13 protein-coding genes are annotated in these 12,871 nt (G+C 63.1%); 3 read left to right on the top strand and 10 right to left on the bottom strand.

The window, feature by feature from the left end; genetic code table 11:
* Positions 1-792: an acetolactate decarboxylase gene (gene budA / locus RYH70_RS08605; RefSeq protein ID WP_063139720.1), complete on the bottom strand. Its 792-nt coding sequence runs from the start codon at positions 790-792 to the stop codon at positions 1-3.
* A gap of 347 nt (positions 793-1,139) precedes the next feature.
* Positions 1,140-2,084, bottom strand: coding sequence for a LysR family transcriptional regulator (locus RYH70_RS08600; protein ID WP_055100723.1), 945 nt, complete (start codon positions 2,082-2,084; stop codon positions 1,140-1,142).
* A 49-nt stretch (positions 2,085-2,133) separates the two neighbouring features.
* Here RYH70_RS08600 and RYH70_RS08595 point away from each other — a divergent pair, with 49 nt between their 5' ends.
* Positions 2,134-3,117, top strand: coding sequence for an SDR family NAD(P)-dependent oxidoreductase (locus RYH70_RS08595; RefSeq protein ID WP_284455440.1), 984 nt, complete (start codon positions 2,134-2,136; stop codon positions 3,115-3,117).
* A 636-nt stretch (positions 3,118-3,753) separates the two neighbouring features.
* Here the strand turns inward: RYH70_RS08595 and RYH70_RS08590 are convergent.
* From RYH70_RS08590 to RYH70_RS08580, 3 genes are all read right to left on the bottom strand, one after another.
* A complete protein-coding gene (locus tag RYH70_RS08590) occupies positions 3,754-4,203 on the bottom strand; it encodes a phasin family protein (RefSeq protein WP_063139723.1) in 450 nt (149 codons plus the stop codon).
* A gap of 120 nt (positions 4,204-4,323) precedes the next feature.
* Positions 4,324-4,608 (bottom strand): hypothetical protein, encoded by a 285-nt coding sequence (locus RYH70_RS08585; RefSeq protein WP_063139724.1) that lies wholly within the window; start codon positions 4,606-4,608, stop codon positions 4,324-4,326.
* A gap of 2 nt (positions 4,609-4,610) precedes the next feature.
* Positions 4,611-5,831: a hypothetical protein gene (locus RYH70_RS08580; RefSeq protein WP_022994407.1), complete on the bottom strand. Its 1,221-nt coding sequence runs from the start codon at positions 5,829-5,831 to the stop codon at positions 4,611-4,613.
* Between the two features lie 275 nt (positions 5,832-6,106).
* Between RYH70_RS08580 and RYH70_RS08575 the strand changes: the two genes are divergently transcribed.
* Entirely contained in the window at positions 6,107-6,865 is a 759-nt protein-coding gene (locus RYH70_RS08575) for a hypothetical protein (RefSeq protein WP_317010078.1), read from the top strand.
* 213 nt (positions 6,866-7,078) lie between these two features.
* Here the strand turns inward: RYH70_RS08575 and RYH70_RS08570 are convergent, their stop codons facing one another.
* From RYH70_RS08570 to cmoA, 3 genes are all read right to left on the bottom strand, one after another.
* Entirely contained in the window at positions 7,079-7,390 is a 312-nt protein-coding gene (locus tag RYH70_RS08570; protein ID WP_014994134.1) for a hypothetical protein, read from the bottom strand.
* A gap of 91 nt (positions 7,391-7,481) precedes the next feature.
* The gene (cmoB, locus tag RYH70_RS08565) at positions 7,482-8,450 is read right to left on the bottom strand and encodes a tRNA 5-methoxyuridine(34)/uridine 5-oxyacetic acid(34) synthase CmoB (RefSeq protein ID WP_022994405.1); all 969 of its coding nucleotides are present in this window, start codon (positions 8,448-8,450) and stop codon (positions 7,482-7,484) included.
* Entirely contained in the window at positions 8,450-9,181 is a 732-nt protein-coding gene (gene cmoA, locus RYH70_RS08560; protein ID WP_317010077.1) for a carboxy-S-adenosyl-L-methionine synthase CmoA, read from the bottom strand. Before cmoA ends, cmoB begins: the two co-directional genes overlap by 1 nt.
* Positions 9,182-9,345: 164 nt before the next feature.
* Here cmoA and RYH70_RS08555 point away from each other — a divergent pair, with 164 nt between their 5' ends.
* Positions 9,346-10,581 carry an NADH:flavin oxidoreductase/NADH oxidase family protein gene (locus RYH70_RS08555; protein WP_022994403.1) on the top strand — a complete coding sequence of 412 codons (1,236 nt, stop codon included), beginning with the start codon at positions 9,346-9,348 and terminating at the stop codon, positions 10,579-10,581.
* A 28-nt stretch (positions 10,582-10,609) separates the two neighbouring features.
* Here the strand turns inward: RYH70_RS08555 and RYH70_RS08550 are convergent, their stop codons facing one another.
* Positions 10,610-11,749 carry an ABC transporter permease gene (locus RYH70_RS08550; RefSeq protein WP_022994402.1) on the bottom strand — a complete coding sequence of 380 codons (1,140 nt, stop codon included), beginning with the start codon at positions 11,747-11,749 and terminating at the stop codon, positions 10,610-10,612.
* Positions 11,746-12,870 (bottom strand): ABC transporter permease, encoded by a 1,125-nt coding sequence (locus RYH70_RS08545; protein ID WP_317010076.1) that lies wholly within the window; start codon positions 12,868-12,870, stop codon positions 11,746-11,748. Before RYH70_RS08545 ends, RYH70_RS08550 begins: the two co-directional genes overlap by 4 nt.
* Position 12,871: the final 1 nt, after the last annotated feature.

Raw genomic sequence — 12,871 nt, 5'->3', positions numbered from 1 at the left:
CTACTCCACCTCCCCTCGCACGGCCCGCTGAAAGCGGGCCGTGCTTTGTGAATCCAAGCGCAAGTCGGCATCGGCGAAGGCCTCGTCTTCCGGCAACAACAGCGCCACCCCGGCCCCACGGTCCACTGACACGGTCAGGTCTTCACCACGCAAGTCCAGCAGATGACCGCCCCGGCGCCGCTCCTGGTCAATGAAGTGAAAGTGATAGCCGGCACCGCTGACCGCGGCCAGGTAATCCGGTAACCGGAACCCCACCAGAGTACCCGTCACATCAGCCAGCTCATACACGTTCTGCTCGGCCACCACCTGATCAATGGGCCGATACGGCGGCTTTTGCCGGGGCACGCTGCGTAATTTCAGAGCTTGGAAACGCCCGTCCAGCCGCACGGCGTAAACGCCGTTGGCCGATGGCAGCCGGGCGTCCAGAGCACGGGCCAGGTGCGCCATTCCCCGCACTTGCGACAAAGTGAAACGCTGATCCCGGGTAAACCGCTTCACCGTCAGAAACGGGGTTTGCTCCTGATCCGACACGGCCCTGATACGGCCTTCCAGGTCGGCCTGGTAGGCCTTGCCACCCAGCACGATAATCTCGCCGTCCACCGGGCTAAGAGCACCGAGGCCAAAGTCCCCCAATGCCAGCATCCGGCTGAAGCGAGTGCCGCCCTCCAGGACACCGGCGCTCAACGCGGTGGTCGGCGCCAACTGATAGACCAGATCTACCGGCGCCAATTCCGCCCGGGCGCCTGCTGCCAACCCTATCGACAGTAGAAAAATGCCCGCCGCTTTTCTCATCCGTTTCTCCTCGAGATTCATGAGCCCCCCAGACTAGGCGGCGGCGGAAGCATGAAACAGCCCCGGTACCTCAAGGCATTCTTGCCGGAGGCTCATCAATCCTACAGCTCGCGGCTCATGGGCCACTGTCGCTCCCTATACCGCCGCGTAGCCCGGGAGGTGGGTCGAAGCAGGCGGTTTCAGAGCTCGTGGAGAGTCGGCGGGCAGTGTTCCAGGACCGTGTTTGGCCAGGGAAGGCCAAACCCGAGCCCACATGGATGTGCTTGCAGCGTGTCCTGGAACGCTGCCCGTCGACTCTCCCCACCTGGCAACAGGCAGCTTGATTCGTATCCTTGCCGCCCCACAGATCAGGGCGCCGGCTCGAACCCCACCACCTTGCCGCGCAACGCCAGATCCCAGGACGGCGGCCCGGGCAAGGATTCGGCCAGGAAGTCCACCACCGCCCGCACCTTGCGCGACAGTTGCCGCGCCGACGGGTAAACCGCATGCACCGCCGAGGGCTCGAATTCGTACTCCGGCAAGACCCGCACCAGATCACCGGAGAGCAACGCATCGGCGATCGAGAACGTCACCCCCATGGCGATGCCCAAGCCGGCCTTGGCGGCCTCGGTCAGCACCTCGCCGTTATTACAGACCACGGGCCCCGCCACCGGTACCGACACCGTGCCCTCGGGCCCCTGCAGCCGCCAATGGCGCGGCTTCTCCAGCGCGGTGAAGATCAGGCACTGGTGATCGCTCAGTTCCTTCGGCTCACGGGGCACGCCATGGCGGCGAATATAGGCCGGGCTGGCCACCAGCAACCGTCGGTTGGCGCACAGCCGGCGGGCCACCAGACGGGAATCCTCCAGTGCGCCGATGCGAATGGCCAGGTCCACGCCGCCGTCTATGAGATCGATGAAGCGATCACTCAATTCCAATTCAATCGACAGCTCCGGATAGCGATCACGCAGCGGTTTCAGCAACGGCACGATGTGCTGCCGCCCGAACACCACCGGTGCGTTGACACGAATAACGCCCTTTGGATGCCGGCTGGCGGCGGTGACCTCGCTTTCCGTCTGTTGCAGTTCTTGCAGAACACGCTGGCCGCGCCGGAACAACACGGCACCGGATTCGGTCAGCGACAACCGCCGGGTGGACCGCTGCAACAAGCGCACCGCCAACCGCTCCTCCAGGCGGGATACCACACGGCTGACTCCGGAAGGGGTCATGCCGTGCTCCTGCGCGGCACGGGCAAAACTGCCCAGTTTGACGACACTGACAAAGACACTGATTTCCGTGGTTTCCAGGGACATGAGGACCGCCTTGCCAAGCATGCATTAATGACTCGGAGTCAAAAATACCATGCGACCAGTCCCATTTATCCCCAGGTTGTCGGACGGCAAGGTGGAGGTCACCCTATTCCACCGCGAAGGCATTGAACTCATGACCCCGGATCGTCGCCGTTTTCTCAAGCTGGGAGCCACCGGACTGGCGGCCAGCGCCGCGCCCTCCACCCTCCTGTCCACCACCCTCTCCGCCAGCCCCGCCCAGGCGGAATCGTCCCCCGCGCAGCCGCGCCCGCCAGGCCGCTTCCACGGCAAGGTCGTTGCCATCACCGGCGCCACCTCGGGCATCGGTGCCGCCGCCGCCCGCCTGTTCGCCGCCGAAGGCGCCCGGGTCACCTTCTGCGGCCGGCGCACCGCACTGGGCCGGCAGGTGCAAGAAGAGATCACCCGACAAGGCGGCCAGGCTCTGTATATAGAAGCGGACGTCACCCGGCCGGAGCAGGTGCGCGCCTTTATCGATAAAACACTGGATCACCACGGGCGTCTGGACGTGGGCTACAACAACGCTGGCGAGGTGTTGTTCAAACCGCTGCACCAATTGACGCTGGAGGATTGGGAGCATATTCACCACACCAATCTGCGCGGCGTGTTCCTGGCTATGAAATACCAGATCCCGCCGCTGCTGGAGAGCGGTGCGGGACGCATTGTCATCACCTCCTCCCAGCACGCCTACGCCACCCGCCCGGGCGGCGCCGCGTACGCCAGTAGCAAGGCCGCCCTGGAAGCTCTCGCGCAAAGCGCCACACTCGACTACGCCGATCAGGGCCTGCGCGCCTGCGTGGTGGCCCCGGGCATAACCGATACCCCCATGTTCCGGCGAGCCACCGGCAGCAACCCGGAAGCGGTGGCACGGGCCAACCAGCTGGTTCGCGGGGTGCGCCGCGTTGCATCGGCGGAAGAGGTGGCCAAGGTCGCGGTCTGGCTGGCTTCCGATGACGCGTCCTATGTCACTGGCACCTCATTCCTGGTGGACGGGGGATTGCTGAGCGGCTTCGCCTGAGGTTACCCACAGCTTCTGTGGATAAACCAGTGTATAACCGGTGCGAGAAGACTCACATCCCAGACAGTACGCCGGTACCTGTTCATTGGTGTGATTTTGACCGTACTGACGGAAGGAAAATCCGGGACCTGGAACGGTCATGCCGGTTTTCCACAGTTCCTGTGGATAACCCTGTTGAGAAAGTGAGGAAAACAAGCCATGACGGCTTAATAAGGGGAGATTGCGCAATTTGACGTTTTTTTGACCAATTAAAGAAAATCTTTGTTTTTCAATAAGTTATGGAATCAACTTTAAGCGATTTAGACCTTTTGGGAAGTTTTGTTACCGACTTTCACATCCCACCAGGTGCTGTGCACAGTTTCGGACCGATTTGTCGATGTCAATAGTGAACAGACGCCAATGTCCCGATTTTGCCCTCCTGCGCTGTTCCAGGTCATCCGCGTGGATGAATAGCGTTATTTTTCATAGCTTGATGCGCCCCTGTGGAGCACTTTGAGCGCATCTGTGGATAACTATGTGAATAAGCTGGCAATAGGCGGGGGAAAAGTAAGGGCGCGGCTGTCCCAGAGTCGTGGGGCAGCCGGTTTACACGTCGATTCGCTGCCAAGGCAGCATCCCACAGAAACGGACCACGATTTATTCCGGGTCCCGGGGTTTGGAGTCGGACTCCGGCTCCTCGTCCTCCATCCTTTCCAGGGCATCGGTCAACTCCTGGACCCGGCGTTGCAGCGCCTCCACCTCCCGCTTGTTGGGGATACCCAACCGTGACAACGCCTTACTCAGGCGGTCATCGAAAGCTTTTTCCATGCGGTCCATGGTCTCGCCAGTGTGATGACGAACCCGTTCCTTTATGTCCTCCACCCGCGGGGCTTTCTCGCGGGTGTGCTTTTCCACCTGGCGGCCAGCTTCCACCAGCGCGTCGAAGAAACCACTGCCCTCTTCCTCCGCGCGGGCAAAAGCGCCAAGCCCCGCCAGCCAGATCTGGTGGGTGTACTTACGCAGGTCCCGGGAGGCACCGGTGAGGGTGCGCAAAGGGCCACGTTCGTCTTTTTTATCCTGGTTATTGTCCTTGGATTGATCGGACATGATGCTTCTCCCGAAAGCGGGCGCCGTCCTGGTCATCGCCGGCGCGCTGTGAAAAACGCCCTACAGTATAAGGGAAAGCACTTGGAAAGATGGGGGGAATTGTCCTACAGCCGGCTGGCCTCAGGCTTCCGGGTCGGTGTCGTCTTCCCGGCCGCGACGCCCCACCACCAGGCCACCGACGCCCCGGGCCAGGTCCTTGGCCAGCCCGCTGACACGACGACGCAAGCGGTCTTCCAGGCGATCCGCCGCTAGCTCCAGGCGCTGGTCGATATGGCGCTCCAGAGCCGGCCAGAGACGGAACTTCACCGCCAGCCCCACCACGCTCAGAGTGATCAGGGAGGAGATCAGGGCGCAGCCCACCAACAGCATGGCCAGGGTTGCCGGGGTCAGGCTCAGGGATGCCATGGTCAGGCCACTCCAAACACGAAGATCAATTGCGCCAGCCCGGCCATGGCGCCGAGGAAGCCCCCGACCAGGATCAGGATCCACTCATCCTCCTGGAAGGCCGGACGCAGCAGGTCCTGGAACTCCACGGAACTGAGCGCCTGCATGCGATCACACATCAGCCGCTCGATAATGGAGCTGCGCTCGCGGTTGAAGTTGTCGTCCTCGAACGGCTCCACCGCCAGATCCACGGCTTTGTCCTCCACCGCGCGTTTGAGGTCGGCATAGCCCCCCGGCCCCACCGTCAACTGCGCCGCGGTCCGCACCACACCGCCACTGAGCAGCGGCTTGAGATGACGCTTGATCAACGCCTTGGTGCGGTCACCACGTGGTCCGTTGACCACCTGGTACATAATATTGCGCAGCGTCACCAGCTCTTCGGTGGTGAGCCGGGCAAACGATTCCGCCACATCCTTCTGACGTTTCAGGAACAGCCCCTGGACCCGGAATGGCCCCACCCGCACCGGGTTCAGCGGCCGGAAGATCACGTTCAGGGCCAGCCAGTTGGTGGCGATACCGACAATAAAGCCGAACAACGGCAACACCCAGTTGCCAGGCACGAAAATAAACACCGGCACCTGAATCAGGCCGAACAGAAAACCAAAGTAGAAGCCGGAATTGGTGACGAAACGGAACTCGGGCTCACCCACTTCCTTGAACATCTGCACCATCAGCGCCTTGTCCTCGCGCATGCGGCTGACGATCATGTGCTTCATGTCCACCAGGCTTTCCAGGTTGCGGCTGATGTCCTCGACCACATTATCCATCACCGCCGGAATCGCCCGCCGGGCGCGGCTGTAAACACGGCGGCGCACCACCAGTGGCAGGTTCTCCCAGAGCACGGAATTGCGCTCGGTCATCACCTCATCGACGTATTCCTCCATCCGCGCCTGGATGCTTTTGGTCAGGTGGGCGGCGATTTTCTCCGGTTCCATCTCGCGGAAGAATTCGTCCAGACTGCCGAGCTTCTGCAGGGTTTTCTCCACCACGATGCCGGCCATCTTTTCCACCTTGGATGGAATGATGCCCTGCCAGCCGAAGATCGGACGGATACCGATGAACTCAAGGGGATAGAAGGTCATCTGCACGGCCGCCCAGTTGGTGACCCAACCGACCGCCCCGGCAATAAACGGAATACTGAATAACTTCCAGAAGTCCGGGTGGGAAAAAAAAGAATCCAACATCTGGGTAAAGACTCCCCTGGCATCGGTCACCAACGGCACGGCAGGCGCCAGTCTGGAGTACTCTAACGATCAAGCATCGCGCCGAACAGTTTGTGTAACCGCCGCACCGAGTCAAAACAGCCAATGTGATGTGCTGATTAAAGTGCCTAGTATAGGCACGAGGGTGGCCCCGGATAACCACCATCGCGTAATTTTTGGCAACTCCGCCGGCAAAAGGCCATACTTCGGGATGGTTTTTCCATTCACGCGACCAGGTACACACCACAAGGACAGGCATGCCCGCTTCACCCACCACCACCGGCCTTTCCGGGCTGCTGCTCTACGGCACCCTGGAAACCCTGCTCAATCAGGTGCTCACCGCCCACAGCCGCGGCCGGGATCAGTTGGCGGCGCTGGACGGCACCGTGGTGCGTTTGCGCGGTGACCAGCCGCACTGGGTGTTGTATGTGTTGATTTACGCCGACGGCATCGAGTTGCTCACTGATTACGAAGGCCAGGTGGACATTCGCATCCGCGCCCCTCTTGGCGCCCTGCTCCACTGGCTGCTGGCCCCCAACAGCAGCAGCGAGGAACTGCGCATCACCGGGCCCGAGGATCTGCTGCTGCGGCTGGAGCAGATGATCAGCGAATTCAGCCTGTGGCCGCTGGTCCGGAACTGGCTCGATGATCACGTGCGCCTGCACGATCTGCTCGCCTTGCTGCGCCGGGAGGACCCGGCCTGGCTGGAACGCCTGGCCACCCTGCCCACCCAGGTTGGCGAACTGGCCACTCAATTGGCGGAGCAGCGGCTGCTGCAGGAAGACCTGTTGGATGAGCTCCGGCAGATGCGCCTGGAATTGCGCCGCTCACGCCGGCTGGACCTGGCTTTTCTGCTGGTCGGCCTGGGCCTGATCAGCGCCGCCTTCATGCGCGTCCAAGGCGACTGGCACAGCCTCTGGCAAACCCTTTCACACGACTATCTGTCCCTGACCCTGCTCAGCCTGGGTCTGGCGTTGCTGCTGGGAAGACTGTGGGGAAACAAGAAAAGCAGTTAATAGTGAACAGTGCACAGTGAATAGTTGCGCGAAAGAGGAAGGCGTGACCGGGAAGTAACCAGGCCGCGCCCAAACCCAGGGCAGCTCCGTTGTCTTGAAAGGAAAAGGTAACCAATAGCACCGGATTGCTGATACGCAATCAGCCCTTGCAGAATCGCAATGCCCTTTGCTTTTCGCTGTTAACTATTCCCTGTTAACTGTTCCCTGCTTTTTTCATCGTTCTTTCTTGCCGAAGAACTTCCCCAGCCGTTCGCCGACGATCTCGCTGCCGGAGCGGGCCAGGCTGCGGCTGGTTTCTTCCAGGATTTCCCGGGTGGGCAGGTTGCGCAAGCCATCGGCGAGGCCACGCTTGACCGCCGCTTCCACGCTTTCGCCTATTACTTCGGCGGCCTGACGCGCCTGTTTTTCCATATCCTTTTCCAGGGTCCGGCGCAGCTTCGGCTGAAAATAGAAATGCCCCCACAGAGACACCACGATCAGCGTCAGGGCGGAACTGGACAACGCAACGACAACAACAGACAGCATGGCAACCTCGCACCCCGTGTGAATAGCGCCATGATACTCCTGTGTTCCGCCGCTGGCATGGCTGCCGGGACGGCTCGGCCGAGAGCGGCGGTCAGGGGGCTCGCCGCGCGATCATCACTGCCCGGCGTGGCGCTGGCAGCCCTTCCCGGGTGCGGGACGGGTCCGCCGGATCGAGGAAGTCCGGCAGTGACTGAAAGCGCATCCATTTGGTGGCGCGCTGCTCATTGGTGGTGGTGACGCACTCATCCACACAACGCACCTGATCGAAGCCGCTGCGCCGCAGCCAGGTCGACAACTGGGCGGTGCTGGGCAGGAAGAACACATTGCGCATGGCGGCATAGCGGCCTTCAGGGATCAGTACGGTACGCTCATCGCCTTCCACCACCAGGGTTTCCAGCACCAGTTCACCACCGGGGCGCAGCGCATCGCGCAACTCCAGCAGATGATCCAACGGTGAGCGGCGGTGATACAGCACGCCCATGGAGAACACCGTGTCGAAGGCTTCCAGAGCGGCCGGCAATTCCTCCATCCGCAATGGCGCGAAAGAGAATGGCGCCGCCGGCGCGTAGCGGCGCACCGCCAGATACTGCACCAGGAACAAAATGGTGGGATCGATGCCGAGTACCCAGTCGGCGCCTGCGCCGATCATGCGCCATCCGTGGTAGCCGCTGCCGCAGCCCACGTCCAGCACGCGCCGGCCGCGCAGGTCGCTGAGATGCGGCGCCACTCGCTGCCATTTCCAGTCCGACCGCCATTCGGTGTCGATGTGCTCGCCAAAGAAACAAAAGGGCCCCTTGCGCCAGGGGATCAGCCCGGTAAGTCCCTGGTGCAGGGCCTCCGTATCCCCGGCCGCGCCGGGTTCGCCGATGGTCACCGTATCCCGGGCAAAGTCACAGGGCGCCGGTCCCGGCGGCAACCGCTCCAGAGCCGACAGCCAACGCGGCAGATCCCCGTGGGGGCGTTCGACCAGACGCTCCCGGCTGAGCGCCCGCATCGGCGCCGCCGCTTCGCCAAGGTGCTGCTCCAGGGCCGCGCCCAACGCCGTCAGGTAAGTCTCCATCAACGTACCGCCACCAGCGACATGAAATTGAAGCAGCGGAACCAGACCCGCACCTCGCGGTAACCGGCCCGGCGCAGCCGCTCCTCATGGACAGCCAGGGTTTCCGGTAACAACACTTCCTCGATGGCGCTGCGCTTCTGGCTGATTTCCAGATCCGAATAGCCGTTGTTGCGTTTGAACGCATGATGCCACTCGCTTTGCAGGGCGTTCTCGGCGGCGTCCTCGAAGCGGATTTTCTCCGACAGCACCAGAATACCGCCTTCGCGGGTGGCGTCGGCAAGACGCTGAATCAGCGCGTCGCGTTGTTCCAGGGGAATGAATTGCAGAGTGAAATTGAGCACCGCCACCGAGGTGGGTTCGAAGGCCATCTCCGCCACGTCCGCCTGGCGTAAAAGGACCCGGTCCTGCAAACCCTGGTCCCGCAACAGGTCCCGCGCCTTCTCGATCATCGCCGGGGAATTGTCCACCGCCACCAGGGAGCCTTTGTCCAGCGGCGTCAGGGCCGCCATGGCCAGGGTCGCGGCTCCCAGGGAACAGCCCAGATCATAAAGGCAGGTATCCGGCTGGGCGTAGCGCGCCGCCAGCACCCCGATCATGTCGATGGTGGTGGCGTACCCGGGCACCGAGCGCTTGATCATGTCGGGGAAGACACGCACCACCCGCTCATCGAAGGAAAACCGTTCGATGCGTTCGCGCTGCTGGGCGTAGATGTCGTCTCGTTGCTCGGTCATGGGGCGCTCCCGGTTGTGCTCGGCCCGGCCATTCGGGGAGCGCATTATGACGGATCAATGGGGCCGCTCCAATGGCGGATCGGCCCCGCTTTTGGCCCGAGAGGACGCGGCAAAGCCGGCCTCAATGGGCATCATGGGCCCATCGAATCCACCGGAGTCCCGAGATGACCGTGACCCTTGACCAGCCGCTGTCCCTGCCCTGTGGCGCGACCCTGAAGAACCGCCTGGGCAAGTCGGCGATGAGCGAAACCCTGGGCACCCCGGGCAACCGGGTGACGCCGCGCCTGGTACGGCTGTACCGCGAATGGGCCCGGGGTGGCACCGGCCTGCTGGTCACCGGCAATGTCATGGTGGACCGCCGCGCCATCGGCGAGCCCTGCAACGTGGTGCTGGAAAACAACCGTGACAAACGGCTGCTGGAACGCTGGGCCCTGGCCGGGCGCGAGCAGAATACGCACATCTGGATGCAGCTCAATCATCCCGGCAAACAAGCCCCGAAGGCGCTCAATCGCGGCGCGGTGGCCCCCTCGGCGGTGCCGTTCAGCGATCCCAAACTGGGGCGCTTCTTCCATCTGCCGCGGGCTTTGACGCAGGCCGAAATCGCCGACATCGTGCGCCGCTTCGGTGAATCCGCCGCTCTCGCCCGCGACGCCGGTTTCACTGGCGTGCAGATTCACGGCGCCCACGGTTACCTGGTCAGTCAGTTTCTGTCACCGCTGTCCAATCAGCGTGAAGACGAATACGGCGGCAACGCCGAGAATCGCCGCCGCTTTGTCCTTGAGGTGTACGATGCCATTCGCGCCAGGGTCGGCGACGACTTCCCGGTATCCATCAAACTCAACTCCGCCGATTTCCAGAAAGGCGGCTTTGAAGAAGGCGAATCGCTGCAAGTGGTGGAAGCGCTGGCACAGCGGGGCATGGATCTGATCGAGATTTCCGGCGGCACTTATGAATCGCCGCGCATGGCCGGTCAGGGCGTGAAGGAATCCACCCGCCGGCGCGAGGCCTATTTCCTCGATTACGCCGAACAGGTACGGCAACGGGTGACGGTGCCGCTGATGGTCACCGGCGGTTTCCGCACGCTGGAGGGAATGAACAGCGCCCTGGCCGACGGCGCCACCGACATGGTCGGCCTGGCTCGCCCTCTGGTGGTGGAACCAGACTTGAGCCAGCGCCTGCTGGATGGCCGCGCCCGCGACTGCAGGGTGAAGCCGATCCGCACCGGTGTACGCATGGTGGACGAAGCGGCCATGATGGAGGTGTCCTGGTACACCCTGCAATTGGGGCGTATCGCCCGTGGCAAGGCGCCGCTGCCGGACGCCGGCGGCCTCAGTTCGCTGCTGAAAGTGGCCGGCGTGGTGGGCTGGCGCCGACTGCGAATGGGGCGGCTTAGAGCTTAGGGGTCCATCCCGGCCAACGACAGGCGCCTCAAGCCCGGGCGGCCTGTCGTCGCGCCATCAATACCACCGCGCCGCCATATCCCAATGCCTGCACCACCAATCCGGTCAGTTCCGGGCGTATCGCATCCAGCCCCGCGCCCATTTGATTCAATTTCAGCAGCGCCATGATGCCCGGCTTGGCCGGGGCCAGCCAGGAAAGCCCGCGCACCCAGCCGGGCATGTCCGCCTCCGGCCAGACGAAACCAGCGGTGAACACGATTGGCAATGACGACACCAGCACCACCACCGTGGGCCATTCCGGCCGTTGCAGCAGTTGCCCCATGAACAAGGCACACAGCCCCGTGGTGACAAACAGCAAAGTGGTCACCAACAGCAATGCCCCCTTGCCCGCCAACCGGGGCACCTCATAGAAGTGGAAGAAGAAGCCGAAATAGAGCGCCGCCAGCAGCAGGTAAATCAGCACGAATACCGATAAGCGCAGCGGCAACGCCAGCCCCGGCGCGGTCAATCCAAGCCCGCCGCGCAAACGGTCGCGCACGGTGACGCAGCCAGCGGTGATCAACAGGGTCTGATGCAGAATCAGGACAAACACGGCGGGCACGATGTAGCCGATGTAACCGCTGTCATCATTGAATACCGCCTTGGTCACCAGCCGCATCGGCATCACCTCACCGGGAATCGCCATTGGTGACTCTCCTTGCATCAAGGCGCGCATGGCCTGCGCCTCCACCCCCAGAGTGGTGCCGGCGGTGAGCAGGCCCTGCACCACATTGCCATAGATCAGGAAGTAACTGGCGTCACCGGCATAGGACAACGAAGTGGGCCGCCCCAGATAAAGGTCCCGCTGAAAATGCTCGGGAATCACCAGCAGTCCGTGGGCTTCCCCGCGGGCCAGCAGCATCCGCGCCTGCTCATCACTCCACGGCCGCGCCACGATCCTCACCTGCGGCGTGGCGTCGGCCATGCGGATCAGTTGCCGGGACAGCGCCGAGCGGTCCTGGTCGATCACCGCCACCGCCTGCTCACCGGGCACGTTGCGGTGATACGGCAGCGGGTACAGCAGCGCGTAAAACAATACACCGCCGGCAATCACCAGCAGCACCGAGGTGTCGCCGTACACCAGCCGCCACTCGCGCAGCCAGGCCCGCCACCAAACGGGCCGGTTCATGAAGACACCTCCAGACGCTCCGGCAAGGCCCGGGCGGATAACGGCAATGGCAACAAAAACAGCAGCAGGATCAGCAGCGGTGGCCACAGTACGGACCAGGGGGCGCCGTGATCCGCCACCGCCACCTGCAACTGCAGATAGTGCGTGGAGGGCATCAAATCCCCCCATACCCTGGCCAGCGTCACCATGTCGCCGCGCGGAAAGGTTACCCCCATGAAAGCGAATGCCGGTGCCAGATAGGCGGCGCACAGACTGAGCGCCCGCAGCGGCTCCGCCGACAGCGCCAGAATCATCAGCGCCATGGCCTGTACCGCCAGCAGCATCAACCCCAGACCCAATACCAACCAAAACACATTGCCGGCCGGCCGCCAATCCAGCCCGCCCTGGAACATCACCAGCATCAGCAATCCCTGCAACCAGAGCAGTGCCGTTACCGGCCACAGCAGCGACCATAATGTCCGGCAGCGCTCACCGAAGGCCGTGGGCAACGGCGCCCGCCGCAGGCGCCACACCAGCAGCAGCACCGTGGCCACCACAATCAGGATCTGCCACATGGCCGGCGCGATGGCGGTGACCAGAAAACGGGCATAACTCATGTCCGGGTTGTACAGCGCCTTGATGTGGGGGCGCACTGGCAAGGCGGTCGCCGCCACTTGGGGCGCCGGCTGTCCCCGCCCCAAACGCAGCGCCACGCCGGCACGGACGGCGAAATCCTGACCAGCGGCGGTGAGGGATGAGGACAAAAATTTGCCGGACAATAAAAACTGGCTGTTGTGGAAAGCAGCGACCTTGGGACTGAGGCCGGCGCGCAAATCCGCACCGAATGCCTCGGGGATCACCACCATGGCGAGGATATCACCCCGTTGCAGCGCCGCCTTGGCCGCTCCTGGCGACGAGTAGGCATGGCCCGGGTCCAGGCCGGGACTGGCGGCCAGATGGCGCACCAGGGCACGGGCTTCGGCGCCATGGTCCAGATCGACCACGCCCACCGGTAACCGCCGAGGCTCACCGCCGCCGAAAATAGCCAGGAACAATAATGTCAGCAGCGGCGGCAGCCACAGCACCAGCAGCCGCAACCCCCGCTCCTCGCGCAGCGCGACCACGCCGTCCGGGGCGATCATT

Origin of the sequence: Alloalcanivorax xenomutans (assembly GCF_032810065.1) — a bacterium.
Taxonomy (GTDB): domain Bacteria; phylum Pseudomonadota; class Gammaproteobacteria; order Pseudomonadales; family Alcanivoracaceae; genus Alloalcanivorax; species Alloalcanivorax xenomutans.
This window is presented reverse-complemented; position numbering and strand designations above follow the sequence as displayed.

Excerpts from the sequence above, each read along its gene's own strand:
- RYH70_RS08595 (WP_284455440.1), top strand. The coding sequence starts at position 2,134 with ATGCGACCAGTCCCATTTATCCCCAGGTTGTCGGACGGCAAGGTGGAG.
- RYH70_RS08585 (WP_063139724.1), bottom strand. The coding sequence starts at position 4,608 with ATGGCATCCCTGAGCCTGACCCCGGCAACCCTGGCCATGCTGTTGGTG.
- RYH70_RS08590 (WP_063139723.1), bottom strand. The coding sequence starts at position 4,203 with ATGTCCGATCAATCCAAGGACAATAACCAGGATAAAAAAGACGAACGT.
- RYH70_RS08545 (WP_317010076.1), bottom strand. The coding sequence starts at position 12,870 with ATGATCGCCCCGGACGGCGTGGTCGCGCTGCGCGAGGAGCGGGGGTTG.
- RYH70_RS08575 (WP_317010078.1), top strand. The coding sequence starts at position 6,107 with ATGCCCGCTTCACCCACCACCACCGGCCTTTCCGGGCTGCTGCTCTAC.
- RYH70_RS08580 (WP_022994407.1), bottom strand. The coding sequence starts at position 5,831 with ATGTTGGATTCTTTTTTTTCCCACCCGGACTTCTGGAAGTTATTCAGT.
- cmoA (WP_317010077.1), bottom strand. The coding sequence starts at position 9,181 with ATGACCGAGCAACGAGACGACATCTACGCCCAGCAGCGCGAACGCATC.
- RYH70_RS08550 (WP_022994402.1), bottom strand. The coding sequence starts at position 11,749 with ATGAACCGGCCCGTTTGGTGGCGGGCCTGGCTGCGCGAGTGGCGGCTG.
- cmoB (WP_022994405.1), bottom strand. The coding sequence starts at position 8,450 with ATGGAGACTTACCTGACGGCGTTGGGCGCGGCCCTGGAGCAGCACCTT.
- RYH70_RS08570 (WP_014994134.1), bottom strand. The coding sequence starts at position 7,390 with ATGCTGTCTGTTGTTGTCGTTGCGTTGTCCAGTTCCGCCCTGACGCTG.
- budA (WP_063139720.1), bottom strand. The coding sequence starts at position 792 with ATGAGAAAAGCGGCGGGCATTTTTCTACTGTCGATAGGGTTGGCAGCA.
- RYH70_RS08600 (WP_055100723.1), bottom strand. The coding sequence starts at position 2,084 with ATGTCCCTGGAAACCACGGAAATCAGTGTCTTTGTCAGTGTCGTCAAA.
- RYH70_RS08555 (WP_022994403.1), top strand. The coding sequence starts at position 9,346 with ATGACCGTGACCCTTGACCAGCCGCTGTCCCTGCCCTGTGGCGCGACC.